The organism is Streptomyces sp. NRRL S-646 (assembly GCF_000720765.1).
Lineage (GTDB): Bacteria > Actinomycetota > Actinomycetes > Streptomycetales > Streptomycetaceae > Streptomyces.
The window spans coordinates 376,239-399,985 of record NZ_JODC01000006.1 but is presented as its reverse complement, the minus strand read 5'-3'; the positions used below and the strand labels follow the sequence as shown (position 1 = coordinate 399,985).

The following is a 23,747-nucleotide window of genomic DNA, read 5'->3' as shown; positions in this document are numbered from 1 at the left end:
TCAGCTCCCCGTCGGCCGTACGAACAGGACCGCCGTGCGCGCCAGGATGCAGATGTCCTGCCACAGCGACCAGTTGTCGATGTAGGCGTTGTCGAACCGGCACCGGTCCTCGATGGAGGTGTCCCCGCGCAGCCCGTGGATCTGGGCGAGCCCGGTGATCCCGGTCGGCATCCGGTGACGCTCGCGGTACCCCGGGTAGGCCTGGCTGAACTTGGCGACGAAATAAGGCCGTTCGGGCCGCGGACCGACCAGGCTCATGTCTCCGCGGCAGACGTTCCACAGCTGCGGCAGCTCGTCCAGCGAGGTGCGGCGCAGGAACTGGCAGAAGCGGCTCATCTCCTGCTCGTTCGCCACGCTCCAGCGGGTCGCCGCCTCGTGCGCGCTGGCGGGCCGGTGGGTGCGGAACTTCAGCAGGGTGAACGGCCGCCCGTCCTTGCCGATCCGCTCCTGCCGGAACAGCACGCCCGGCCCGTCCATGACCCGCAGCACCGCCGCGCACACCAGCAGCACCGGGCAGGCGAGCAGCAGCAGCGAGCCCGAAAGCACCGCGTCGAGCACCCGCTTGCCCACGCCGACCCGCCGCCGTCCGCGCCCCGGGCACAGCAGTCTGCGTGGGAAACCCGCCAGATGCCCGCCCGCTTCGCGGCGCCCGCCGAGGCCGTACGAGGGCGCGTCCGCGTCCAGCTCCCACACCACGCAGCCGTACGCGGCGAGATCCCGCAGCAGAGCGGTCTTCTCCACCCGGGTGGCGGCGCCCACGACGAGCACCGTCTCCACACCGTTCTGGATGACGGCCCGACGCGCCGCCTGATCCGTGGTCAGCAGCGGCAGCTCGGGACCCTCACCGGGCCGGGCGAGGACGTCGAGGCCGTCGCCGACCACACCCACCGGCCGTACTCCGCAGCTCGGCTGGCGCAGCAACGCGGCTGCGACCTTCCGGGCCACCGCGACCGGACCGACCACCAGCGCGGGATCGGGCAGCCGTCGCCGCGCCCGCCGCCCGTGCACCGCCGCACGGCCCGCGCAGGCCGCCGCGCACTGCACGGCGAACGCGCCGGCCAGTACGGCCGGCGGGAGCGGCCGCAGCGGCGAGAGCGACCCGACAGCAGCCCAGCCGACGGCGATCCGTCCGCAGACGGCGGGAAGTTCGTCCAGCACACCGCGCACCAGGGAGCTGTCGTACAGGCGGGCCCGCCGGTTCAGCCCGATCACCCCCAGCACCAGCAGGGCGACGACCAGCGGATGCCTCGGGAACCCGGGCACGACCAGGACCCCCAGCAGGGCGGCGCCGCCGTCGACGAGCGGCAGGGTCATCCAGAAGGCCCGCCGCGGCCGGCTCTCTCTCCGTCCGGCGGGCAGTCGACGTCCGGCTGCGGGGCCGCGCGGGGCGAGAACGGAGACAGCGCGCTCTGCCGCCCGCGGCTGCTGCCCCGTAGGAGGGGGAACGGTACTTTCCGCAGTCATCTGGTGATGCACTTCCTGCTCTAGTTGGGTACGGCGACCGGTGCGACAACGACGCCGTGGAGTTCGCCGAGCAATTCGCGGTACACGTCGGTCACGGCGTCCGCCGTCTGCCGCAGGTCGTGGGCGGCGAGCACATGCCGGCGGCCCTGCGCGCCCAGCGCCGCGCGCAGCGGCTCGTCCCGCAACAGCGCCGTCAGCGCCCGCGCCAGCGCACCGGGGTCCTCCGGCGGCACCAGGCAGTACGGCAGCTGCTCGGGCGGCAGGCTCTCGCGCGCTCCGTCCACGTCCGTGACCACGACCGGCCGGGCGCACGCCATCGCCTCCAGCGGGGCGAGCGCCATGCCCTCCCAGCGGGACGGCAGGACCACGAGGTCGGCGGCCCGGTACCAGGGGGCCGCGTCGGGCGCGGCACCGGCGAACACCACGGAAGCGGGCGCACAGGAGCGCAGCCGGTCCGCGTCCGGGCCCTCGCCGACCAGCACCAACCGGGCCCCGGCCAGCTGCCGTTCCACCTCGGGCCACGCCTGCAGAAGCACGTCCTGCCCCTTCTGGCGGCACAGCCGGCCCACACACACGACGAGCGGCCCCGGCCCGGACCGGGAGTCGTCCCCCTCCGGCCGGAACCTGACCGTGTCCACACCGTTGGGGACCACCCGCCACGGGGCGTCGATCCCGCACCGCTCCCCGGTTTGCCGCTCCGCCTCGCTGACGCACACAACGCGCGTCGCCCACCGTGCCCCTAACCGCTCCCAGCCCAGCGCCAGACGCGCGACGATTCCCTGGGCGGCCTCGAACGACCAGGCGTGCGGCTGAAAGACGGTCGGGAGACCGCCGCGTACGGCCAGCCGGGCCGCGAGTCCCGCCTTCGCGCTGTGCGCATGCACCAGGTGCGGCCGCACCTCGCGCAGGATCCGCGCCAACCGCCGTACCTCGCCCGGAAGTCGGTGCCCCGGCGAGCGGGTCGCGTCCCAGCGGAGCACCGTGCAGCCGGCCGCGCGCAGAGCCTCCGTCAGCGTGCCACCCTCCGGACATGCCACGGTCACCCGCAGCCCGGCGGCGAGCTGAGCCGCCACCAGGTCCGCCACGACCCGCGCGACACCGCCCTCGACGGGCTGGGTGACATGCAGGATGTGCGGCACGCGTGGGGAAAAACGCATGGGAGAGGATGCCCTTCCGAACAAAAGAGTCCGAGCCGGGGCCAGGACGTGCGGCTCGTGCTTCTTGATATAAAAACCCGCACCCGTTCGAGAGCGTGAGGTTCGTTGTTCAACCGGCATCGCTGAAATCACGAGGTGAGCCACTCTAGCCGCTCACCCCTATTTATCTGCGAACCGGTCATCTGTGTCGGAATGGTGGCGTTTCAATGAGCTATTTGTCGCCCTGGATCACCCGTTTGGAGTTACCGCAACGGCAACAGGGTTTCCCGGAAGCCGCACTCTCGTTAGGCCGGTAGAAGACGACTTACGAAAGAAAGGCACACGATGAAGACTCTGAAGGCTGCCGCCGTTGTAGCCGGTTCCCTCGCCATTGCGGGTGTCGCCGTGCCCGCCGGCGCGGCGGACATGCCGGCCGCGGGCCTCGTGGACAGCGGGAAGACGGTCGCGAGTGGTGTTCCCACGGCAGCCAAGGTGTCGACGGGTTTCGTGGGCGACAACGTCGGCCAGGTGGCGCAGAGTGTGAAGGACAGCGTGAAGGGCAGCATGAAGGAGGCGGGCATGAAGGGCCCCGTCGTCGGCGGCACCCTGCCGAACCCCGCCCTGCCGGCCACCGCCGCCGACGGCAAGCTGCTGGGCGGGCTTCCGGTCGGCAAGTAGCGTTCGACGATTCGGGTCGGCTCCGCATTCCTCGGAGTCGGCCCTTCGGCATATATGGGGGGCGTATTGCGAGCACACCTCGCGCGCTGGGCCAAACGAACGATCCAGCGTGACCGGAGGCGGCAGCGTGCCGTTGTTTCCATTGGAATGACGGTGTGGAGCGCCTTTCCCTCCTTGTTGGCGCGCTCTTCGTCGGCTGTCTCCTGACCGCGGGGCCTGTCTGTATCTGACGCAGACGGGCCCCGCGGGTTTTTGTGAAACCAGCGGAACGAAGGGGATGGAAAAGCCGATGGCGGCCCACCGGAGTTCCGGCGGACCGCCATCGAGTGGAGTGCGGCTCAGAAGAGCAGGCCGCCCGTGTACGGGGCGTTCTGCGACTGGTCGACGGCCGCCGTGTTGCACGCCGCGTAGTGCGAGTTCGGGGCCACGACGCCACCGAGGACGGCACCGTTGGACCACGGAGCGATGCAGCGCCCGTCGATCAGCGAGCCGTTGACGACGGCGATGCCCTGCTGGGGAGCGTTGACGACGATCGGGGACTCCGAGAAGCCGCTTCCGCCGGTGACGGTGGTGTTCGAGTCGTTGGCCGCGGCGGCGCCACCGGCCGCGAGCACGAGGCCCGCGGCTAGGGCGGTAATGACCGTAACCTTGTTACGCATGGGATGCGCCTTTCGGTGGGGCGGTTGGGATTTCCGTGCTCCGAATTGCTCGGAGCAGGTCAGAAGAGCAGCCCACCCGCGTACGGGGCGTTCTGCGACTGGTCGATCTTCGCCGTGTTGCATGCGGCGTAGTGCGAGTTCGGGGCCGCGACGCCGCCGAGCACGGAACCGTTGGACCACGGCGCGACGCAACGGAGGTCGGCGACCGAGCCGTTGACGACGGCAACGCCCTGCTGGGGAGCGTTGACGACGACCGGGGACGACGAGAAGCCGCTGCCGCCCGTGACGTCGGTGCAGTCCTCGGCCGCGGCAGTGCCGGCCGCCGCGAGGACGAGGCCCGCGGCGAGGGCGGAAATGGCCGAAACCTTGTTACGCATGAGTTGCGCCTTTCCGGGCTGTTTTGGGTGTTGCACCTGCTCCGAGTTACTCGGCACAGGGTCAGAAGAGCAGGCCGCCCGCGTACGGAGCGTTCTGCGACTGGTCGACGGCCGCCGTGTTGCACGCCGCGTAGTGCGAGTTCGGGGCCGCGACGCCGCCGAGCACGGACCCGTTGGACCACGGAGCGATGCAACGGCCGTCAATCAGCGTCCCGTTGACTACCAGAACGCCCTGCTGAGGGGCGTTCACGACGACCGGCGACTCCGCAAAGCCGCTGCCGCCCTTGACGGTCGTGTTTGTGTCGTTGGCCGAGGCGAAACCGACGCTGCTGACCATAGCGCCGAGGGTGAGGGCAGTGATGACCGCGAACTTCCTGGGCAACTTAGTTCCTTCCTCAATTCACGGTTGCGCACGCTTGCATACCAGGAAACCTTGATATGCGCCTATAAGTCACGGGACGGGCGCCTAAACAAGGTTTATTCCGTCGGATGGCGCAATGCCGCAGGTTCCTGGGGGTCGGACCGGAATGGATCCGGAATCCATATGGCGTAAATGACGGACAATCCGAAAAGGGGACGGGCGTCGACATGGGTCCGGCCCACCGGAGGGGAGAGGGCCGGTGGGCCGGACAAATGCGTCGTATGAGGGCTTCCGCCGGTACGGCCGGCTCCTACGGTTTCCGTCTCGTCACTTGCTGAGCAGGCTCCCCAGCCCGGTGGAGGTCGGCGCCTGCAGCGGGTGGACCTGAACGACGCCGTTTCCGGCCGGGTTCCGCACCGGAATCGTGGGCTTCTTGGAAGCGTTCGGGTCCATACCGTCGAGGTAGACGCCCGAAACTCCCGGCGTCTTCTGCTTGTCGAAGGCGCTACCGTTGGCGAGCTTGCCGTTGCGGGCCAGTCGCGACACGACGTCGGCCGCCGGCACGACCGCCGGGGTCACCTTGGTCGGGGACATGAGACCGAGCAGGCCGCCCGACGCGGCCGGTACGGCCGGTGGGGTGGCGGCCGACGCCGCGACGGCGGACCCACCCACGAGGCCCGCGCCGATGGCCAACGCCGCAGTGGTGAAAATTGCCTTCTTCATGATTCACCTCGGTTGAAAGTTACCTCTGATCCGTCGGCTGGAGAACATAGCAGTCCATGCTCTCCGTAAAAGCGATGCGTTACGCCATACGCATGAAAGCCGGAGGGGTGAACAATGCTTTGCTTACGGTGTCGTCAAAGGGATTCACATCGTCGGTGAATCAATTCATCGTATGGTGGGTGCGGTTTCGACCGGATGGGTAGTGTGAAAGAGGAATTCCAACGGTGCAGCCGGTGCTTCGGCCGGGGCGGCCGCTTCGCGGCCCTACCCTCACCGCCATGACCGCCGACAGCGCCCAGCCCATGCCGACCGCGCACCCTGCCCTCGCCACCGGCAAGTCGCTCACCTGGTCGGAGGAGTTCAACACCCCCATCGCCTGGGGCACCAAATGGGTCGGCGACAGAACCAGCGCCTACCGCTACGGCAACCACAATCCCGACGACAACAAGCTCGACTGGCTCAGCCCCGGCTGTGTGACCGTCTCCGAAGGGGTGGCCACCTTCACCGCCACCCCGGCCGGCCACACGCTCGAGAACGGCCGGCAGGCCTGGCACACCGGACTTCTCACCACCGAGTACTCCGCCGAGGGCTTCCAGGTGCGGACCGGTGACTACGCCGAGACCCGGGTCAAGCTGCCGTCCGGGACCGGTGCCTGGCCGGCGCTGTGGACCTGGAAGGACGGCGGGAACGAGGTCGACTCCTTCGAGTACCACCCCGACAACCCGAACCTGCTGGAGCTGTCCAACCACGTCAACCACGCCTGCGCCTATCACACCGATGCCGACACGATCGCCCCGGACGAGTGGGTGACCATCGGCAGCTGCTACGGCAAGCACTCCGTCGACTGGTACGTCAACGGCGAACGGGTCTTCCGCGACGGCACCGGAGTGGGCGCCCACTGGTCGGCGTACCTGATCCTCAATCTGTCGCTGAGCGCCGGCCAGTACCACCCGGCCCCCTCCGGTCCGGGCCCCCTCACCTTCGCCGTCGACCACCTTCGCGTCTACCGCTGAGTGTTCTCGTAAGGAGCCCCCCATGCGTGTACTGCCCGCACGGCGTATCGCGTCCGTCGCTCTCTGCGCCGCCCTGCTGGTCGGCATCGCCGCCCCGGCCGCCGTCGCGGCCGACTCCGCACGGGAGCGCACCCGGACGTCGTCCCGCGGACCCGTCCCCGGGGCGGACCAGCTGCTCCCGCAGGTCAAGAAGCTCGGCGATCTCGGCAGTGTGCTCACTCCCGTCGCCAGACTGCTCAACGCCGTGCTGAAGGCCGACGGCGGCCAGCTGTCCGTCGTCGAGGCGCAGAAGCTCGGCGACGCCGTGAAGGACGCCATCTCCAAGGCCTTCCCGGTGGCCACCAAGGCAGTCAAGGGTGACACGCTCACCGCTCTGAAGAAGGCGGTCGACGCCCTGCTGTCGGCCGCCACCTCCGGCGACTCCGACAAGGTCCCACCGGCCGTCAGCGGCATGGTGACCGCCCTGGGCAAGGTCCTCGCCGCAACGACAACGGCCGGGTGAACCTCGCCCGAGCCGTCGGCCATTCGGGTGAGAAGGCGGCGGGCCGGTCGGCAGCCCGTCGATAAGGTCGCGCGATGACCTCAACCCCAACCGAAACGCGCCCCTTCCGCATGACCGACCTCGGCACCCTCGTCCTGCTGCCCTGGAGCGGTGCCGCCGCCGACGGAGGTGACCTGCCGTATCTGCTGGCCTACTCCCTCGGGGACGCCGAGGGTGGGCCGCAGACGACGTCCGCCGCGGTCGAGGGGCTGCTGGCCGGCAACGGGCTGCGGGTCGGCGGGGGCCTCGTCGACGGCACCGCCGAGGCCGGGATCGCCGTCAGCCTGTTCGTCGAGGCCGGGCAGGCCTTCGTCACCATGCCGCAGCTGGGCGCCCGGTGCGCCGCTCCGCCGGAGTGGCTCGCGGCGGTCGCCGAACGCGGCTACGCCTACCTCGTGTTCACCACCCGCCCCTGGCCGCAGGGCAGGCCGGGCCGGCCGATCGAGCCCGCGGCGCTGGCCGCCTTCGCCGGCGCCGAGCAGACCCTGAGGGCCGCCGCGCACGTGCTCCTGCCGGCGCTCACCCCGCGCTGAGAGCGTCGTCGGCAGGCCGAGCCTGACCCGTTGGTGGGATTTCTGGACGATCTGACGCACCGGCTCCGCCGAGCTTCCGCGTGGGCACAGCATCGTATGGACGTACTGGTGTTGATCCTATGAGGGAGCGAGCCATGGTCGTCCGTGCCGGTGGAGTACCGATGGGTGGGGAGCAGCGGGCGAGGCAGGCGATAAGGCGCCGGGTGCTCGCCTCCATCGCCGCTTTCGCGCTCGCGCCCGTCCTCGTCGCCTCGCGCGTCCCGCGGCGCGCAGCCGGCTCCGGGGGTGCAGCGGAGTCGGCCTTCGACGAGATCTACCGCGGCCGTCGCATCCGGGGCGCCCCGGTCCCCGCCTCCGGACCCCGCGCCGGCGGCCACGCGTGGCAGGTCACCGTGGACGGCCGTGCGCTGCATCTGATGCGTCGCTCCGACGGCACCTGGCTGAGCATGGTCAACCACTACAGCTCGTACCGGACCTCGCTGGAGGCGACCCGGGCGGCCGTCGACGAACTCGGTCCCGGGCAGCGGCTGCGCGACCTGGCCCCGGGCCCGCTCGGCGGGCCGCAGGGGTCCATGCACATGGGGGAAGAGCATGACGTACGTGCGTAAGGACGTGAGCAGGCTGACCCCCGACGAGCGGCGGCGGTTCGTCAACGCGCTGCTCCGGATCAAATGGCGGGGAGAGTACGACGAGTTCGTGCGCATCCACATTGCGTACTACACCTCCGACGGTGAGAGGGGCCTGCGTTCTGCCCACATGGGGCCGTCCTTCCTGCCCTGGCACCGCCGCTTCCTGCTGGACCTGGAGCGGGCGCTGCAACGGGTCGACGAGTCGGTGACGGTGCCGTACTGGGACTGGACGCGGGACCGTTCGACGATGTCCGTGCCCTGGACCGACGACCTCCTCGGCGGCAACGGTCGCCCCTTCGACCGCCAGGTCGTCACCGGGCCGTTCGCCTATGTGCAGGGTTACTGGCCCATCAGGGAGGGGATCATCGACGCCCTGTTCCTCACCCGGGACCTCGGCCGCGCGCACGACCCCATCGAGCTGCCGACGGAGGAGGAACTAGAGTCGGCGCTCGCCGACCCGGTCTACGACACCGAGCCCTGGGACTCCACCTGTGAGGAGGGGTTCCGCAACAAGCTGGAGGGATGGGGGACGGGGGAGGACAGCGACGCTCTGCACAATCACAACCTGGTCCACCGCTGGGTCGGCGGTGCCATGGTCGGTGGCGCCTCCGTCAACGACCCCGTGTTCTGGTTGCACCACGCCTTCGTCGACCTGCAGTGGACCCGCTGGCAGCAACGGCACCGCAATGGCGCACCGCACTATCTGCCGGCCTATCCGCCCGGCCCCCGCAGCGGGCAGCGCGGGCGCATCGTCGCCCGGCACGAGCCGATGCCGCCGTGGGGCGTGTCGCCGGACGAGATGGAGGACGTGAGCGGGATCTACCGGTACGCCTGAGCGTGCCCCGCGGGAGCTTCCGTCTCAGCCCAGCCGGCGTACCGGTGCCCCGTCCAGGAACGCGCGGATGTCCTCCACCGCCTCCCGGTAGTACGTCTCGTAGTTCGCCCGCGACACATAGCCGAGGTGGGGTGTGGCGAGCAGGCGGGGAGCCGTGCGCATCGGGTGGTCGGCGGGGAGGGGCTCGATGTCGAAGACGTCGATGCCCGCGCCGGCGATCCGGCCTTCGTGCAGGGCGGCGAGCAGGGCGTCCTGGTCGACGATCGCGGCGCGGGAGGTGTTGATCAGGTAGGCGGTGGGCTTGAGGAGGGCGAGTTCGGCGGGGCCGAGCAGGCCGCGGGTGCGCTCGCCCAGGGCCAGGTGGACGGAGACGTAGTCGCTGCTCGACAGCAACTCCTCCTTGGAGGCGGCGAGTTCGACGCCCACCTCGTCGGCGTACTCCTTGGTGAGGTTCTGGCTCCAGGCACTGACGTGCATGCCGAAGGCGGTGCCGACCCGGGCGACGCGGCTGCCGATCTTGCCGAGGCCGAGCAGTCCGAGGCGGCGGCCGTGCAGGTCGGCCCCCACCGTCTGCTGCCAAGGGCCGCCGGAACGCAGGGAGTTGCTCTCCTCGACGATGCCGCGGGCGAGGCCGAGGAGCAGGGCCCAGGTCAGTTCGACGGGCGGCGTCGAGGTGCTCGCCGTGCCGCACACGGTGACGCCGTGCGCCTCGGCGGCGGCGTAGTCGATGACGCTGTTGCGCATGCCGGAGGCGACGAGCAGCTTCAGCCGGGGCAGGCGGGCGAGCAGCGAGGCCGGAAAGGGCACGCGCTCGCGCAGGGTGACGACGATGTCGAAGCCGGACAGGCCCGAGGCGAGCGCGTCCTCGGTGTCGAAGTGTTCGGAGAAGGAAACGGTCTCCACCCGGTCGGCCACGGGTGACCAGTCGGCGAGCTCCGTCGCCACCTGCTGGAAGTCGTCGAGCACAGCGCAGCGCAGCCGCACGGCGGGTCCCTTTCGTCGGCGCGGTCGGGTGGCAGGGCGTGATCAGCAATGGTCGCGCATGAGCGGATCCGCGAGCCACCCGAGCACGCGTAGATCAATTAAGCCTTTAAAGATTGCGCAATCCGAGAACCATTACACTCGCCACTCCATGCCGCAGGCGGCCAACCATCGGGGGGAGATCCATGCGGTTCGTGTGTGTGCGGGCGATGCTCGTGACCGGTGTGCCGGCCGCTGCCGCGGCCGTGTTCCTGTTCCTCGGGTTCGGGGTGGGGGCGTTCGCCGGGCGGCCCTACGTCGGACAGGGGCTGATCACGGCGGGACTGATCGCCGGGGCGGTGGCGGCCGGGACGGCCGTCGGTGACGTCGCCTGGTTCCTGATGGCGGCCCGCGGCCGGTCCGAGCCGGACGACGCGGCGGCCGCGGGCGCCGAGACGGAGGTCCGGGCACAGCCGGACACCTAGCAGGAGCTGTCCGACGGGTCGGCCCGGCGTCGCGGGGGGCACCCCTAGACTGGTCCGGCGCGGTGCGGCGCGGTGATCGGGTGGGACGGGAGAGGACTGTGGCGGCAGAAATCGGGGGCTTCGAGGATCCGTCCGCCGAGGTACTGGCGGAGGCGGCCGCCGCCTTCGGACTGCTGGCCTCCTCGGCCCGGCTGCACCTGGTGTGGGCGCTGGCGCAGGGCGAGAGCGATGTCACCCACCTCGCCGACCGGGTGGGCGGGGCCCTGCCCGCGGTCAGCCAGCACCTGGCGAAGCTGAAGCTCGCGGGGCTCGTGCGGTCCCGGCGGGAGGGGCGGCGGCAGATCTACTTCGTCGACGATCCCGACGTCGTGACCGTGGTCCGGGTGATGGTGGGGCAGCTGGCCGCGCGGGCGGGCGGGGCGTCCGCGTCCGTGCACGCGCTGCGCGGGGCCGGTGGCTGACACCACCGCGGCCTCGGAACCGGACCCCGGGGCGCCCGATCCCGCGGGAGGGCCGGTACCGGTCGCCGATGCGGGCCCGGGGCCGGGCCCCACGACCCTGCTGCAGACACTGCGGCGCCTGGGCAGCGGGCCGCGCGGTCTGACGGAGGCGCAGGCCGAGGAGCGGCAGGCCCGCTTCGGAGCGAACACTCTGCCGACGCACCGGCACGCCTCCTGGCCGAGGGTGCTGCTGCGCAGTCTGCGCGATCCGTTCACCGCCGTACTGCTGTGCCTCGGGCTGGTGTCGGCGGCCGTCGCCTCCTGGGGCACCGCCTGTGTGATTCTCCTGCTGGTCGCCGTGAGCTGTGCGCTGCGGGCATCGGGGGAGCACCGGGCAGGCCGGTCGATGGCCGCACTGCGCGGCCTGGTCGCCACCACCGCCACCGTCCTGCGCCGTACCGGGGAGGATCTGCCGCCGGACACCCGGGAGATTCCGGTGGACGAGCTGGTGCCGGGCGATGTGATCCGGCTCGGCCCCGGCGACCTGGTCCCCGCCGACGTACGACTGCTGCGCGCGCAGGGCCTGACGGTGCATCAGGCCGCGCTCACGGGCGAGTCGGCTCCCGTGGCGAAGGATGCCGCCGACGCGGCGGGCGGGGCGGGCAGTGGTCTGTTCGACCGGCCCCAGCTCTGCTTCCAGGGCAGCAGTGTCGCGTCCGGCAGTGCCACCGCGGTCGTCGTGGCGACCGGTGCGCGGAGCCGGTTCGCCGCGGCGCACGCCCGCAGCGACGTCCGGCCCGAGGCCAGCGCGTTCGACCGGTCCGTGCACGGCGTCTCCTGGATCCTCATCCGGTTCATGCTGCTGACCCCGCCGCTGGTCCTGATGGCCAATGCCGCGCTGCGCGACCGCGGTCTGGAGACCCTCCCGTTCGCGGTGGCGGTGGCCGTCGGGCTGACGCCGGAGATGCTGCCGGTCATCGTCACCATGTGCCTCGCCCGCGGCGCCTCACTGCTGGCCCGCAGCCACGGGGTGATCGTCAAGCGGCTGCCCGCGCTGCACGACCTCGGCGCCGTCGACGTGCTGTGCCTCGACAAGACCGGCACCCTCACCGAGGACCGGCCGGTCCTCCACCGCGCCCTAGGCCCGGACGGCCGGGACGACCCCGAGGTGCTGCGCTGGGCCGCGCTGAACGCCTGGTGGACCCTGCAGCTCGCCGACCTGCCCGCCCCGGACGCCCTCGACGACGCGGTCCTGGACGCGGCCGACGAGGACGACGTCATGGCGTACGACGGGGTGGCGGCCCTGCCCTTCGACCCGCTGCGACGCCTTGCGACCGCCGTCGTCCGCACGCCGGGGCGGCTGGGCACGCACACCCTGGTCGTCAAGGGGGCCGCCGAGGCCGTCCTGGAGCGCTGCGTACTGGAGGACGACGAGCGCGGGGAACTGCTCGCGCTCGCGGCACGGCACGCCGACGACGGGCTTCGGGTGCTGGCCGTCGCCACCGCCGACCTCCCCCACTCTCGACTTCGCTCGAGCGGGGGGACCCCCATCGCCCGGACCCGCGAGTACACGGCCGCCGACGAACGCGGCCTGGACTTCCGGGGCTTCGTCACCTTCAAGGACGCGCTCGCCCCCACCGCCGCCGCAGCGCTGAAGGTCCTTGCCGACCGGGGTGTCACGGTCCGGATCCTCACCGGCGACCACCCGGGCACCGCCGTCCGTGCCTGCCGCGACCTGGGCATCGCCGTACCGCAGGACGGCGTCCTCACCGCCGACGGCATCGACTCGCTCACCGACGCCGAACTCGCCGCGGCCGCCGCCCGCACCGTCGTCCTCGCCCGCTGCACCCCCGAGCACAAGGCCCGCTTCGCCGCCGCCCTGCGGGCCGGCGGGCACACCGTCGGCTATCTCGGCGACGGGGTGAACGACCTGCCCGCCCTGCGCGCGGCCGACGTCGGCATCGCACCGCGGGACGCCGTGGCCGTCGCCCGGGAGAGCGCCGACGTGGTCCTGGCCGACAAGGACCTCACCGCGATCGACCACAGCATCGCGGCCGGACGGTACTCGGGCGGCAACATCGCCACGTATCTGCGCATCACCCTCTCCTCCAACCTCGGCAACGTCATCGCGATGCTCGCGGCGGGCCTGCTGCTGCCCTTCCTGCCGATGCTGCCGGCCCAGGTGCTGGCGCAGAACCTGTGCTTCGACGCCGCCCAGTTGGCCTTCGCGCACGACCGGCCGCACCCGTCGGTGCTGCGCCGCCCGACGCTGCTGCGCCCGCGCGACCTGCTGCGCTTCATCATCGGTTTCGGCGTCCTCAACGCGGTCGCCGACCTGGCCACCTTCGGCGTCCTGGAGCTCGCCCTGCGCGGGCCCGAGGGGCTGGACGACCAGGCCGTGTTCCACTCCGGCTGGTTCACCGAGAACCTGCTCACCCAGGCCCTGGTGATGGTGCTGCTGCGCGTTGGGCGCCTCGCCGCGGGGCGGGGACCCGGGCCGATCGGCTGGGCGGCGGGCGCGCTGGCCGCCGTAGGGCTGCTGCTGCCGGTCTCCCCGCTGGGCTCGCTGCTCGGGCTGACCCCGCTGCCGTTCCTGTACTACCTGCTGCTGGCCGCCGTGCTCGCGCTGTACACCCTCGGGCTGATGGCTGTCAGAAGGGCACCATGGTTGTACAGTTGCGCAATGTAGCAACCATGTGAGAAGTGAGAAGGGGTGGGCGGGATGCTCCGCAACGGACTGGAACCCTGGCACCTGCTGGTCGTGGCGATCGTCATCATCTTGCTGTTCGGCTCCAAGAAGCTGCCTGAGGCCGCCCGCGGGCTGGGCAAGTCCATGCGCATCCTCAAGAGCGAGGCGAAGGCGATGAAGGAGGACGGTGCCGTGTCGGCCCGTCCCGTGTCCGAGGACAGCACCGTCCGCGAGGTGTGACACAGCCCACCTGCGAACTCGTAAACGCTTGCTATATTGCGCAATCAACCAACCCGAGGGACGCGCCGTGGCGCCGGCGGTTGGCGTCGGCCACAGCGTAGGGAGTGGGAGTTGAGCGACCCCTGGGGCGGAAACCGTGGCCATGCGGCCACCCGAGATCGTTCAGCAAGTGTTCCCCGTCAGCGCGAGTCCGATGACGGCACGCCCCGCCCGCCGCACGGGGGCCGGGCGGCCGCCCGGCAGGCGGCACGCTCCCGGGGGCGCGGCTCGGGCCGCCGGGCCAAACCCGTCGCCCGGCGCAGAAGGATCGGGCGCATAGCCCTGTTCACGGTGTCGGCGCTGATCCTGGTCACCGCCGGAGCCGGCGCCTGGCTGTACGAGCATCTGAACGGCAACATCAAGAGCGTTGCGATCGACGACGGCGCCGGCGGGCAAGAGAAGGCCGACGCCTTCGGGCGGACCCCGATCAACATCCTGGTGATCGGCTCCGACGGCCGCAACAACGCGGCCGACTGCAAACTGGGCGGCGGCTGCGGCTCCGCGAGTGCGACCGTCGGGCACAACGCCGACGTGGAGATGGTGGTGCACGTCTCCGCCGACCGCTCCAACGCCACCGTGATGAGCGTCCCGCGCGACACCATGACCAACGTCCCCGCGTGCAAGGACCCGGACAGCGGCCAGGCGACCTCCGGCTACTACGGGCAGATCAACAGCGCGCTGCAGTACGGCGCGGCCTGCCAGGTCAAGACCATTCACCAGCTCACCGGCATCACCATCGACCACTTCGTGATGCTCGACTTCTCCGGCGTCGTGAAGATGTCCGACGCGGTGGGCGGTGTGTCGGTGTGCGTCAGCGACAACGTCTACGACACCTACTCCCACCTGAAGCTCGCCAAGGGCACCCACACCCTCGAGGGCGATGCGGCGCTGGAGTTCGTCCGATCCCGGCACGGCTTCGGTGACGGCAGCGACCTGGGCCGTACCGTCTCCCAGCACCTCTTCCTCAGCGCCATGATCCGCAAGTTCAAGAGCGCGGGGACCCTGACGGACCCGGGCAAGGTCTACTCGCTGGCGGACGCCGCCACCAAGGCGCTGACCGTGGACACCGGCCTGGGCAGCGTCAGCAAGCTCGTGAACCTGGCGACCGATCTGAACAAGGTCCCGTCCAAGCGGATGACGTTCACCACCATGCAGACCGCGGCCGACCCGACCAACGCCAACCGGGTGGTCGCCGCGGCCTCCGCGAAGTCGCTCTTCGCGACCATCGCGAACGACCAGTCCCTGACCTCGGACAGCGGCAAGAAGAAGACGTCCTCGGCGTCCCCGTCCGCGTCGGCGGCGGCCACCGTGCCGGCCTCCGAGGTCGCCGTACAGGTGGAGAACGGCACCACCACCGGCGGACGCGCCTCCGTGATCGCGCAGGCCCTCCTCACCAAGGGCTTCAGCTCGAACACCACCACGGGCAACGCTCCCGCGCAGTCGTCGAGGACGACGATCACCTACGGGCCCGGTCAGAAGGCCGAGGCGCAGACGGCGGCCTCCGCCCTCGGACTGCCCACCTCGCACCTCACCCAGGGCGGCAGCAGCGGCGTGGTCCTCGTCATCGGCAGCGACTGGCCGAGCGGTACGGCGTACGGCTCGTCGGCCGCCCCCGCCGACACCCACGCCGCGGTCGCCGACGCCCACGCCCAGACCGCCGACAAGGCCAAGACCTGCGCGAAGGTCAGCCCCTACAAGACGGTGCAGATCAACGGGGTCCCCATGACGCCGGCCCAGGCGTACGCGGCGGCGCGCAGCAAGAAGGACTCGGCGCCCTGATCGATCCCCGCGTCCCGGCCGCCTCCTCGCCTGTCGTACGAGGCCGGCGCGTCTTCGGTGAAGCTTCGGCCCGGCAGGGCGAGTTGGCCTGTTGGGAGCTGATGGATGCGTGGCGCGGTCAAGGTGAGGCGCGGGCCGTCCGGCCCGTTCAGTCCGTGTCGGGTCTCTGCTCCGCCGCGGTGTCATAGGCGGCGCGTGCCTCGGCGATCGCGGACCGGTGCCGCTCGGCCCAGCCGACCAGCCCGGTCAGCGAAGCGTGGAGCTCCCGGGCCATGGGCGTGAGGCTGTACTCGACCTTGGGCGGCACGGTCGGATACACGGTGCGAACGAGTAGTCCGTCCCGCTCCAGCCGACGCAGGTTGAGGGTGAGCATCCGTCGGCTGATGCCCTGGATGGCGCGTTCGAGTTCGGTGAAGCGGACCGGGCCGTGGGCGGCGGCGATCAGTATCCCGATGCTCCACTTGCCCGCCACGCGGTCGAGCACCTCGGTGACCGGGCAGGCTTCGACCCTCAGAGCCTCGGTAACACGGGTGTGACTGTGTGACAAGAAAGTGCCCCCTTCCGATGACCAGCAAGGTTATCGATGATGACTGCTGTCACAAGTCGTGAACCAAGGGGGAAGAGATGTCTGTTCGTGCTCTCGTCGTCGACCCGTCCGCATCCGCGGCCGTCCGCCTCGCCGAGGTGCCCGATCCGGTGCCCGGGCCGGGCCAGGTCCTGGTGGACGTCTCCCACGCCTCGTTGAACTACGGCGACCTCAACGACGCCCGCTCCGGGCGCGTCCCGGTGGGTGCGGTGCTCGGTTCGGACGCCGCCGGAGTGGTCGTTCGGGCCGCAGCCGACGGAACCGGCCCGGCGGTGGGCACCCAGGTGGTGGCGCTGACCGCGGGAGCCTTCGCCGAGCGCGTGGCGATCGACGTGGGCGCGCTCGCCGAAGTGCCGAAGGGCTTGGAGCCGGCGCAGGCGGCGGCTCTGCCGGTCGCCGGAGTGGCGGCACTGCGCTCGCTGCGGGCCGCGGGGCTCGGACCGGACAAGCGGGTGCTGGTCACCGGGGCCTCCGGCGGGGTCGGTCGGTTCGCGATCCAGCTGGCAGCGCGGGCCGGTGCCCATGTGATCGCGTCGGTGGGCTCGGCAGCCCGCGGAGAGGGGCTGACCGAGGCCGGCGCCGACGAGGTTTTGATCGGACTGGAAGGACTCCGACGACCGGTCGACGTGGTCATCGACAGCGTCGGCGGCCCTCAACTGGTCGCGGTATGGAACCTGCTCGCTCCCGGGGGCAGTGTGCAGAGTGTCGGCTGGACTTCCGGGGAGCCGGCGGTCTTTCCGCCGTATGCGACCGTCGGCCCGGCCAAGTCGCTGACCTCCTTCGTCATCGAGGGCGATGTCGGCGCGGACCTTGCCGTTCTCACCGAGCTGGCCGCTGAGGGGTTTCTCGACGTGGAGATCGGCTGGCGTGGATCCTGGGACCGCTTCGACGAGGCCGCCGAGGCCCTCCGGGGGCGCCGTGTCTTCGGAAAGGCGGTCATGGCGCTGGGAAGCCTGTCCTGACCATCAAAAACGCCCTCTCGTCTCAGTCGATACAGAACTCGTTGCCCTCGATGTCCAGCATCGGGATGCACGCATCATTGCCGTCATACAGCGTGCGCACGTGTACCGCACCGAGCGGGACCAGTCGTGCGCATTCCGCCTCGAGTGCGGCGAGGCGCTCTTCCCCCACGAGTCCGGTGCCGACCCGCACATCGAGATGCACCCGGTTCTTGGCGGCCTTCCCCTCGGGGACGCGCTGGAAGTACAGCCGCGGGCCCACACCTGAGGGATCCACGCAGGCGAACCAGGAATCCCGCTGCTCAGTTGGCTGCGAGCGCTTGAAATCGTCCCAAGTGGCAAACCCCGCCGGTGGCGGCGGTATGACGTACCCCAACACCTCGCACCAGAAACGAGCGAGCCGCTCAGGTTCTGCGCAGTCGAAGGTGACTTGGAACTTCTTGATCGGCGTCATCGGACAACTGTAGGGCGGGTTGGCACCGAGACGCCGGCGTAGGAGGAAATCTGCTCTGACCAGCAAAAACGCCCTCCCGAAGGAGGGCGGAGACTGGGCGCCCCCGGCAGGACTCGAACCTGCGGCCAAGCGCTTAGAAGGCGCCTGCTCTTGCTGTAGGCAGTACACATCCGACCTGGGGACTTGCAGTGCTGGCAGAGTATGTCTGGCTAACGTCGACACGCATTCGACACGGGCTTCCGAGGCCCGTCCTAGTGACCAGCGGCGCGCGTCAGTTGGTTCCAGCCTCGAAGTCGAGGTTCTCTGGATGATTCCGCACGCCTTCGATATTACGGGTAACGGGTATGTCGAGTCCTACCTCTTCAAATTTCATGTCGTCACACCAGACGCGTCCGTCACCATTGAGCAGGAAGCCGATCCGGATAGTCGCGCCGTCGCCGGGTACGTCAAGGACAACATTCCGGCGACTCCAACTCTGGGTACCCGAAATGCTTCGACGGTCAGCGGTGTTGTCGAACTCCATCACGTTGTGCAGGACGTCATCGATGCGAAGCCAGAGCCCCGCCCAGTTGGCGACGTCTCTGGTCTTGAGCATGGCGGATAGACGTACCCGCTTGCCTCGGTAGGCATCTGCCTTGAACACCTGGGCGATGGAGGCAAACTCCTTAGCACCGGGACGGGATTGGATGAAGGCGCTGGCGTGACCGCTGTGGAATACCTGCGTGTCAACGCCAAATTCATAGTCCTCGGGTCGCGCCCCCGTCACGTACCAGCCCCTTGGCAGAGCGTTATTGCCGGCGACGTTCGAGGGACGCGCTTGGAACTCCGAAAGGATCTTGGTTGTCTCGGCCATCGTGCGATCTGACTCTGCTTCCAGCTTCCGAACTTCCGCCCGCAACCGAGGTCGTGAGGTGAGGTAGGTGATGACCGCCACGACTACGGCACCGACGATGGGCCCTATGATCGTTAAGACTGACAACGTAACGGTTTCCCTAGGCTGAAGGCGCAGCGGCAGTGGTCATACCCGAGCAGCCCTGCGGTGCAGAGTGACCGCAGACCAGATAGATACTTGTTCTGCTTCTGGCCGGCCCAAACCTGAGCACGCGGCTCCGGAGGGCCTTGCGGTCTCACGTGTATATGCAGATCAGCCGCTCGCCAGTCAGGGCATGTGGATTGACAGTCCACAAATAGTCCAAGATCGGCAGATGCTCATGTCTGCATCTCAGGCGTCAATGATGCCGAGTGCACGCACACGGCGATAGCCGACCAGGAACAGGTCACGCACCCCGTTTTGCGAGAGAAAGAGGTCGCACGCCCTGATATCGAGTTGACTCCGGCGAAGAATGTTCATCCCGTGGATGGGGCCGGCGGCTATCTGCTGGCGTCATCAGGCCAGGTGGTGGGGTGTCGCAGTCACGGAGGCGCCATGCCCCTGCAAACGCCGCGGTAGACGCCACACGTGGTCTGTTCAGGGGTGATGGGTATCAAATACTCTGACCGCTCATGCCCAGTTGGGGGATCGGCAGGGCCTGAGGTCGGTCTGAGCAGATGCGAACGTGCGTACGAATTAGGGGGCGTCGATGGATCAGAAGGCTGCATCGAACGAGACTGCTGCACACAACGAGCAAATCAAAATCGATGTTGCCGATTTTGTGGAATCATCTAACCAGCGTAGCGGTTCGGTGGCTGTGCGCATATCTCTGGGCATCATTCAACGCTTTTCTGAAGGCTTGTATAGCTCGCCCAACAAGGCCTTTGAGGAGCTCGTCTCTAATTCGTACGATGCCGGCGCTAGCCAGGTTTGGGTTTACATGCCGTCAGATCTGGAGCCGGAGGATTCTACATTAATTGTTGTGGATGACGGTGAGTCCATGGATCTTGATGGTCTGCAACAACTTTGGGAGGTTGGTCAGTCCCGTAAACGTCAACAGGGGCATGTGCGAGGTAGGGCGCCGATTGGAAAATTTGGAATCGGAAAGCTCGCCACTTATGTACTCGCCGAAGAGCTGACATACATTGTCTGCCGAAGCGGTCAGTATCTTGCCGTTACGATGGATTATCGGCAGGTGCAAGGAGAGATGGATGATCCGCAATCTTTGCAACTCCTTGTTGCTGAGCTGACCCGAGAAGAGGCAGAGCAGTCTCTCCGATCGGCCTTGAGTAATATGTACATGGGGTCTAACTCGTTAGTGCTGAACAAGCTCTTCACTAACGAGGGGGCTCCGCGGAGTTGGACAGCAGCCATCATGACGAGCCTCAAAGAGCGAGCCCGTCACATACAACTTGGGAGGCTGCGCTGGATCCTCTCGACCGCATTGCCACTGAATCCGGGGTTTCAGTTGTGGCTCAATGATGGGCCAATTGATCCATCCAAAGCTGCCGGGAAAACCCACTGGACATTCACCGTCGGAAAATCGGAAGATGAACTGCGCGACGGCAAGAGCAAAGTAGAGGGCACTGCATGCTCTATTGAGACTCCTAGCGGTGCGATTCCAGCATTCCGTCTTCCCCTTGCAGGAAACGTGTGGGGATCTGCTCGTCTATTCGTGGAATCCTTGCAGAAGGGTAAGAGCACTTTTTTGGCGCGTAGTCATGGGTTCTTTGTACGCGTTCGAGGGCGTCTTATCAATCTTGATGAATCAAGCTTTAATGTAGGGCCTGAGCTTCATCATGGAACACTCACCCGCTTCCATATGGAGATTAATGCAGATGACCTGGACAGGCTTGTCGCTAGCCCGAGGGAAAGCCTTCAAGATTCTCCAGAGCTGCGAGAGTTGCGCAAGTACATGCTCGCAGTCTTCAACAAGGCTCGAAAGGTTCTACTGCAGGCTGATTCTCAAGACCAAATGCCCTATCTTACAAAGCAAGGGCGCATTTCGGATCCTGCACCGGTCCTGACGCAGGCGCCGCTTCGGCGTGCGCTGGATAAAGTTGTTGCCGGCGATGAGGCAGCCCGTGAATCGATGGGATTGAGCCGCCGGGCAGTTGCTCAAACCAGCGACGTTTTGGCCAGTGAGGAAGATGTCCTCGAACAGGTTCTCATCGAACCTTACGGGCAGGATGCACAACTGGTTCGCTATGACCCCGAGCGTAAGGCTGCTGTCCTTAACGAAGAGCATCCGTTCATTAGCAACTATATCAACGAGAAGGGGTTGCGGGAGCCGCTAAAGCTTCTCGCACTGACCGAACTCCTGACCCAAGCGTATATGCTTGACGAAAATATCCCTTCGGAAGTCGTGGCGCGGGTCATGGGTAAGCGCGACGCTTTCCTCCGCGATCTGGTGAAGCGGCACCCGCGGTCAGCCTTTGTCGTGGCTAGGCAGCTCCTAGACGCCAGCAATCAGGAGAAGGAGCTGGAGGACGCTGTTGCCGATGCGCTAACCCTTTTGGGCTTCTCTGTGCAGAGGATCGGCGGTAACGGCTCTGTCGACGGAATTGCGATTGCGCAGCTGGGGCGTCGCAATGGTGACGAAAATGAGAGCTATGCCCTAACGTACGACGCAAAATCAAGCGGCCGAGAGGCCCGCAAGATATTGGACAGCAGCGCAGTGGCGATTCAGGATGAGCTTTTCCCTACCCAGCGAGAAAAGACTCCCAGGATTCAGGCCGGAACTGCGCGCACCTCCATCCTGCGAGTGCATCGCGAAAGGGCCAAAGAAAAGCATGGCCTGAAGATTGATCCGAAGTATACATTGCTGGTCGCTCCTGGGTTTCAAGGTGATGGCATAGATGAGAGCCTCATAGAGGCGATATGCCGCAATGACGGGATTACTCCAATAACCGTTGAAGATCTGGCTCACCTCGTTGAACTATTTCCGATTAGAGGAGTTTCTCCACTCACTCTGAAGGAACTTTTCGAGTGCCGTAGCCCTGCAGAGAGCCGGCAGTTTGTTGAGCGGCTAGAGAAGGCCGAGCCGCCCCATGCGCCGCCGATCGAAGAGATCGTCACTCTTCTTGTGCAATATGCTCTCAGGAGGAACCCGATCACGATCAAGGATCTCATCACGGGCCTATTCGAACGATCAAATTTTGAGTACGAGCCACACGAGGATGAGCTTGCGGCGGTTATCCGAGGGCTTGCAGCACTGGCTCCAAACAGCATCTACTATGACGGAACGTTTGTCGCTTTGAATTCGACTCCTGATGCTTTGTATCGGGAATGGGGGTCATCGCTCGATAGCTACCCCTCCCGAGTGTCGGAGTCATACAGAATGAGCGTTCCGAGTTCATTGCGTAAAGTGATTCAGGAAGGCTTCTAGAATGGCTCGTGCTGCGGTACATCCATTTCCGGCACGCATGGCTCCCGAGCTGAGTGAACGCTTCCTGGACGAGCTCCCTAACTCATCGGTGGTGCTCGATCCGATGATGGGCTCTGGGAGCTTCCCGCTCGCGGCGGCTGCACGTGGGCATCTGGCTTTGGGGTGTGATAGTGACCCGCTGGCTGTTCTGATCTCTCAGACGGCGGCGGGTGAATTTGATGAGCGCTCCCTCCGTGAGGCTTGTGACTCGATTGTTGCCACAGCCAAAGGCGGAGGTGAGTTCTTAGCCTCTAGCGATGCCGAGACCCTCAGGTTCATCGACTTCTGGTTCGATCCCGAGACGCGAGACAAATTGGCTGCTATTGCCTCAGGGATTTCGCAATCACCTCCGTCGCTTCAGGCCCCTCTTTGGTGCGCTTTCTCGCGTCTAATTATCACCAAAGATGCGGGTGCGTCGCGAGCACGTGACGTGTCTCATTCGCGGCCACATCGTGTCCGCGAGGCAGCAAGTTTTGATGTTCTGGAAAGATTTCCAGAGTCCGTGAAGACTGTGATTCGGCGATCTCATCAGTCGCCAGCTAGCTCTATTTATGGACCTGGTAAGTTCATTCCCTTCCGTGCGGATGGGAGGCAGATCCCTCTGGGGGAACGTCAGGTCGATGCGGTTATGACGAGCCCTCCTTATTTGGTGGCTATTGATTATTTGCGAGGGCACCGGCTTAGCCTCGTTTGGATGGGTTACACCATCGGATATCTTCGTGGGCTACGGTCGGATAATATTGGGAGTCAGTGCGGTAGCTCTGCCAGCGAAGAAGTCGATCGAGTGCGCCAATTGGCGCTTAGTGGAGCTCTGGCTGAGCGCGAAATCCGACTGCTCAATCGATATATTGCCGATATACTGCGATTGGTTTCCGAGATTTCCCGCGTTCTTCGTCCGGGAGGACTAGCTACTTTCGTCATTGCCGATGCTCGGCTGAAAGGTGCAAGTGTCTCCGTAGAAAAGATCATTACTGAGGTTAGTGGATACGTTGGCTTGGGTTTAGTGGACCGGCTATGTCGAGAAATTCCGGCTAATCGCCGCTATCTCCCCCCGCCGAGCTCCGGGAGTGGATCGATGGATATGCGTATGCGGGAGGAAATCATCTTGCGCTTCGCAGGGTGAACTGAGATCGGCGCTAGCCTTAATGGCCGGGGCGAGCTACCGCGGCTCCGGCATGCACGAGGAGAGGCCCGCTCCAACGTCGGGAACGGGCCTCTACCCAACGTGATCCTGCGTCTCGATGCGGTCGCGGATCAACTGGAGGGACCTGGGGTTGCGAGTCGGGGCACCTGTCATTGATAGGCGCCATCCGGCGCCCTGAACCCCCTCGGACGGCCCACAGGCGGCCCGACGATCGAGGTCGAGCATTCTCTGCCCACGCCGTCCCTGAAGTGATGGGCAAGGTCACTAGCCAGCGGCATGGCCGGCTGACCGTCCGTACCTAAGACCTCAGGCCGAAGCAACGCGAAATGACCTCATCGAGCTCGTCGATCTGCTCTGCGCGGAGCCTTCCACCAGGCTGTTCCAATCGAGCCTGATCGATGGTTGTCACCTGAAATCCAAGGATTGCCGAGCGCTGGGGCAGAGGATCGCCAGCCTCAAGAGTCACTTGGATCTTGGAACCCTCGCGGATCCTGGTGGTCACGGCAGCCACGACAACGACGGGCATGACCCTATTGAAGGAGTCAAGTGAGATAACTACAGCCGGTCGACGACCTGCTTGCTCGGATCCGCGCGCCGGGTTGAAGTCAACCCAGTAGATGTCGCCGCGCCGAGGGTACTGGGACTGACTCGTGCCTGACACACGCCCAGTTTAGTACTCGGGCCACGCCTCGGAGGTTGCTTCCCAGGTAGTAGCAGCCCACTCG

The 23,747-nt window shown here is 67.2% G+C and carries 25 protein-coding genes; 14 read left to right on the top strand and 11 right to left on the bottom strand.

What is annotated here, in order from left to right; all coding sequences use genetic code 11:
- Both IH68_RS0115345 and IH68_RS0115340 read right to left on the bottom strand, forming a co-directional pair.
- Complete coding sequence (locus tag IH68_RS0115345) at nt 1-1,464, bottom strand: exopolysaccharide biosynthesis polyprenyl glycosylphosphotransferase (RefSeq protein WP_030934765.1); 1,464 nt, start codon at nt 1,462-1,464, stop codon at nt 1-3.
- A gap of 20 nt (nt 1,465-1,484) precedes the next feature.
- Entirely contained in the window at nt 1,485-2,621 is a 1,137-nt protein-coding gene (locus tag IH68_RS0115340) for a glycosyltransferase (protein WP_030934762.1), read from the bottom strand.
- Between the two features lie 324 nt (nt 2,622-2,945).
- On the opposite strand from IH68_RS0115340, the gene IH68_RS0115335 reads away from it, so the two are divergent.
- Entirely contained in the window at nt 2,946-3,278 is a 333-nt protein-coding gene (locus IH68_RS0115335) for a hypothetical protein (RefSeq protein WP_030934759.1), read from the top strand.
- A gap of 338 nt (nt 3,279-3,616) precedes the next feature.
- On the opposite strand, the gene IH68_RS0115330 is transcribed toward IH68_RS0115335, so the two are convergent.
- The 4 genes from IH68_RS0115330 to IH68_RS0115315 all read right to left on the bottom strand — a co-directional run bounded on the left by IH68_RS0115330 (nt 3,617) and on the right by IH68_RS0115315 (nt 5,398).
- Entirely contained in the window at nt 3,617-3,937 is a 321-nt protein-coding gene (locus tag IH68_RS0115330; RefSeq protein WP_030934756.1) for a hypothetical protein, read from the bottom strand.
- Nucleotides 3,938-3,996: 59 nt separating this feature from the next.
- Nucleotides 3,997-4,314, bottom strand: a complete 318-nt coding sequence (locus tag IH68_RS0115325) for a hypothetical protein (RefSeq protein WP_030934753.1) — start codon at nt 4,312-4,314, stop codon at nt 3,997-3,999.
- Nucleotides 4,315-4,375: 61 nt separating this feature from the next.
- Nucleotides 4,376-4,696 carry a hypothetical protein gene (locus IH68_RS0115320; protein WP_030934749.1) on the bottom strand — a complete coding sequence of 107 codons (321 nt, stop codon included), beginning with the start codon at nt 4,694-4,696 and terminating at the stop codon, nt 4,376-4,378.
- A gap of 306 nt (nt 4,697-5,002) precedes the next feature.
- The gene (locus IH68_RS0115315) at nt 5,003-5,398 is read right to left on the bottom strand and encodes a hypothetical protein (RefSeq protein ID WP_234341346.1); all 396 of its coding nucleotides are present in this window, start codon (nt 5,396-5,398) and stop codon (nt 5,003-5,005) included.
- A gap of 278 nt (nt 5,399-5,676) precedes the next feature.
- On the opposite strand from IH68_RS0115315, the gene IH68_RS0115310 reads away from it, so the two are divergent.
- The 5 genes from IH68_RS0115310 (at nt 5,677) to IH68_RS0115290 (ending at nt 8,949) form a co-directional block, all read left to right on the top strand.
- Nucleotides 5,677-6,411, top strand: coding sequence for a glycoside hydrolase family 16 protein (locus IH68_RS0115310; protein WP_030934742.1), 735 nt, complete (start codon nt 5,677-5,679; stop codon nt 6,409-6,411).
- 22 nt (nt 6,412-6,433) lie between these two features.
- Complete coding sequence (locus IH68_RS0115305) at nt 6,434-6,913, top strand: hypothetical protein (protein ID WP_051833437.1); 480 nt, start codon at nt 6,434-6,436, stop codon at nt 6,911-6,913.
- A 74-nt stretch (nt 6,914-6,987) separates the two neighbouring features.
- A complete protein-coding gene (locus IH68_RS0115300; RefSeq protein WP_030934736.1) occupies nt 6,988-7,485 on the top strand; it encodes a DUF5949 family protein in 498 nt (165 codons plus the stop codon).
- Nucleotides 7,486-7,619: 134 nt separating this feature from the next.
- Nucleotides 7,620-8,093: a tyrosinase family oxidase copper chaperone gene (locus IH68_RS0115295; protein WP_030934733.1), complete on the top strand. Its 474-nt coding sequence runs from the start codon at nt 7,620-7,622 to the stop codon at nt 8,091-8,093.
- Entirely contained in the window at nt 8,077-8,949 is an 873-nt protein-coding gene (locus IH68_RS0115290) for a tyrosinase family protein (RefSeq protein WP_030934730.1), read from the top strand. Before IH68_RS0115295 ends, IH68_RS0115290 begins: the two co-directional genes overlap by 17 nt.
- A 24-nt stretch (nt 8,950-8,973) precedes the next feature.
- Here IH68_RS0115290 and IH68_RS0115285 read toward each other — a convergent pair whose 3' ends face one another.
- The gene (locus tag IH68_RS0115285) at nt 8,974-9,933 is read right to left on the bottom strand and encodes a D-2-hydroxyacid dehydrogenase family protein (RefSeq protein WP_030934727.1); all 960 of its coding nucleotides are present in this window, start codon (nt 9,931-9,933) and stop codon (nt 8,974-8,976) included.
- Between the two features lie 182 nt (nt 9,934-10,115).
- Between IH68_RS0115285 and IH68_RS0115280 the strand changes: the two genes are divergently transcribed.
- The 5 genes from IH68_RS0115280 (at nt 10,116) to IH68_RS0115260 (ending at nt 15,581) form a co-directional block, all read left to right on the top strand.
- Complete coding sequence (locus IH68_RS0115280; protein WP_051833434.1) at nt 10,116-10,394, top strand: hypothetical protein; 279 nt, start codon at nt 10,116-10,118, stop codon at nt 10,392-10,394.
- Between the two features lie 98 nt (nt 10,395-10,492).
- Nucleotides 10,493-10,855 (top strand): ArsR/SmtB family transcription factor, encoded by a 363-nt coding sequence (locus IH68_RS0115275; RefSeq protein ID WP_030934721.1) that lies wholly within the window; start codon nt 10,493-10,495, stop codon nt 10,853-10,855.
- A complete protein-coding gene (gene mgtA, locus IH68_RS0115270) occupies nt 10,848-13,523 on the top strand; it encodes a magnesium-translocating P-type ATPase (RefSeq protein ID WP_037884831.1) in 2,676 nt (891 codons plus the stop codon). The genes IH68_RS0115275 and mgtA overlap by 8 nt, the downstream gene beginning before the upstream one ends.
- A gap of 33 nt (nt 13,524-13,556) precedes the next feature.
- A complete protein-coding gene (gene tatA / locus IH68_RS0115265; protein WP_030934714.1) occupies nt 13,557-13,763 on the top strand; it encodes a Sec-independent protein translocase subunit TatA in 207 nt (68 codons plus the stop codon).
- A gap of 111 nt (nt 13,764-13,874) precedes the next feature.
- Entirely contained in the window at nt 13,875-15,581 is a 1,707-nt protein-coding gene (locus tag IH68_RS0115260) for an LCP family protein (protein WP_234341345.1), read from the top strand.
- Nucleotides 15,582-15,729: 148 nt separating this feature from the next.
- Here IH68_RS0115260 and IH68_RS0115255 read toward each other — a convergent pair whose 3' ends face one another.
- Complete coding sequence (locus IH68_RS0115255) at nt 15,730-16,128, bottom strand: winged helix-turn-helix transcriptional regulator (RefSeq protein ID WP_030934709.1); 399 nt, start codon at nt 16,126-16,128, stop codon at nt 15,730-15,732.
- 77 nt (nt 16,129-16,205) lie between these two features.
- Between IH68_RS0115255 and IH68_RS0115250 the strand changes: the two genes are divergently transcribed.
- Nucleotides 16,206-17,129, top strand: a complete 924-nt coding sequence (locus IH68_RS0115250; protein WP_030934705.1) for a zinc-binding dehydrogenase — start codon at nt 16,206-16,208, stop codon at nt 17,127-17,129.
- 22 nt (nt 17,130-17,151) lie between these two features.
- Here the strand turns inward: IH68_RS0115250 and IH68_RS0115245 are convergent, their stop codons facing one another.
- Nucleotides 17,152-17,580 (bottom strand): VOC family protein, encoded by a 429-nt coding sequence (locus IH68_RS0115245; protein WP_030934702.1) that lies wholly within the window; start codon nt 17,578-17,580, stop codon nt 17,152-17,154.
- Between the two features lie 271 nt (nt 17,581-17,851).
- Entirely contained in the window at nt 17,852-18,514 is a 663-nt protein-coding gene (locus IH68_RS49800) for a hypothetical protein (protein WP_159403679.1), read from the bottom strand.
- Nucleotides 18,515-19,160: 646 nt separating this feature from the next.
- On the opposite strand from IH68_RS49800, the gene IH68_RS53080 reads away from it, so the two are divergent.
- Both IH68_RS53080 and IH68_RS56370 read left to right on the top strand, forming a co-directional pair.
- Nucleotides 19,161-21,839, top strand: coding sequence for an ATP-binding protein (locus tag IH68_RS53080; RefSeq protein ID WP_078912461.1), 2,679 nt, complete (start codon nt 19,161-19,163; stop codon nt 21,837-21,839).
- Between the two features lie 37 nt (nt 21,840-21,876).
- Nucleotides 21,877-23,001 (top strand): hypothetical protein, encoded by a 1,125-nt coding sequence (locus IH68_RS56370; RefSeq protein ID WP_159403678.1) that lies wholly within the window; start codon nt 21,877-21,879, stop codon nt 22,999-23,001.
- 319 nt (nt 23,002-23,320) lie between these two features.
- Here IH68_RS56370 and IH68_RS59770 read toward each other — a convergent pair whose 3' ends face one another.
- Nucleotides 23,321-23,683, bottom strand: coding sequence for a type II toxin-antitoxin system PemK/MazF family toxin (locus IH68_RS59770; protein WP_078912460.1), 363 nt, complete (start codon nt 23,681-23,683; stop codon nt 23,321-23,323).
- Nucleotides 23,684-23,747 lie beyond the last annotated feature (64 nt).

What these genes read in the sequence shown, in the direction of transcription:
- IH68_RS0115345 (WP_030934765.1), bottom strand. Translation starts at nt 1,464, where the DNA reads ATGACTGCGGAAAGTACCGTTCCCCCTCCTACGGGGCAGCAGCCGCGG.
- IH68_RS0115245 (WP_030934702.1), bottom strand. Translation starts at nt 17,580, where the DNA reads ATGACGCCGATCAAGAAGTTCCAAGTCACCTTCGACTGCGCAGAACCT.
- IH68_RS0115290 (WP_030934730.1), top strand. Translation starts at nt 8,077, where the DNA reads ATGACGTACGTGCGTAAGGACGTGAGCAGGCTGACCCCCGACGAGCGG.
- IH68_RS53080 (WP_078912461.1), top strand. Translation starts at nt 19,161, where the DNA reads ATGGATCAGAAGGCTGCATCGAACGAGACTGCTGCACACAACGAGCAA.
- IH68_RS0115280 (WP_051833434.1), top strand. Translation starts at nt 10,116, where the DNA reads ATGCGGTTCGTGTGTGTGCGGGCGATGCTCGTGACCGGTGTGCCGGCC.
- IH68_RS0115315 (WP_234341346.1), bottom strand. Translation starts at nt 5,398, where the DNA reads ATGAAGAAGGCAATTTTCACCACTGCGGCGTTGGCCATCGGCGCGGGC.
- IH68_RS0115250 (WP_030934705.1), top strand. Translation starts at nt 16,206, where the DNA reads ATGTCTGTTCGTGCTCTCGTCGTCGACCCGTCCGCATCCGCGGCCGTC.
- IH68_RS0115305 (WP_051833437.1), top strand. Translation starts at nt 6,434, where the DNA reads ATGCGTGTACTGCCCGCACGGCGTATCGCGTCCGTCGCTCTCTGCGCC.
- tatA (WP_030934714.1), top strand. Translation starts at nt 13,557, where the DNA reads ATGCTCCGCAACGGACTGGAACCCTGGCACCTGCTGGTCGTGGCGATC.
- IH68_RS0115330 (WP_030934756.1), bottom strand. Translation starts at nt 3,937, where the DNA reads ATGCGTAACAAGGTTACGGTCATTACCGCCCTAGCCGCGGGCCTCGTG.
- IH68_RS0115340 (WP_030934762.1), bottom strand. Translation starts at nt 2,621, where the DNA reads ATGCGTTTTTCCCCACGCGTGCCGCACATCCTGCATGTCACCCAGCCC.
- IH68_RS0115335 (WP_030934759.1), top strand. Translation starts at nt 2,946, where the DNA reads ATGAAGACTCTGAAGGCTGCCGCCGTTGTAGCCGGTTCCCTCGCCATT.
- IH68_RS56370 (WP_159403678.1), top strand. Translation starts at nt 21,877, where the DNA reads ATGGCTCCCGAGCTGAGTGAACGCTTCCTGGACGAGCTCCCTAACTCA.
- IH68_RS0115300 (WP_030934736.1), top strand. Translation starts at nt 6,988, where the DNA reads ATGACCTCAACCCCAACCGAAACGCGCCCCTTCCGCATGACCGACCTC.
- IH68_RS0115310 (WP_030934742.1), top strand. Translation starts at nt 5,677, where the DNA reads ATGACCGCCGACAGCGCCCAGCCCATGCCGACCGCGCACCCTGCCCTC.
- IH68_RS0115325 (WP_030934753.1), bottom strand. Translation starts at nt 4,314, where the DNA reads ATGCGTAACAAGGTTTCGGCCATTTCCGCCCTCGCCGCGGGCCTCGTC.
- IH68_RS0115295 (WP_030934733.1), top strand. Translation starts at nt 7,620, where the DNA reads ATGGTCGTCCGTGCCGGTGGAGTACCGATGGGTGGGGAGCAGCGGGCG.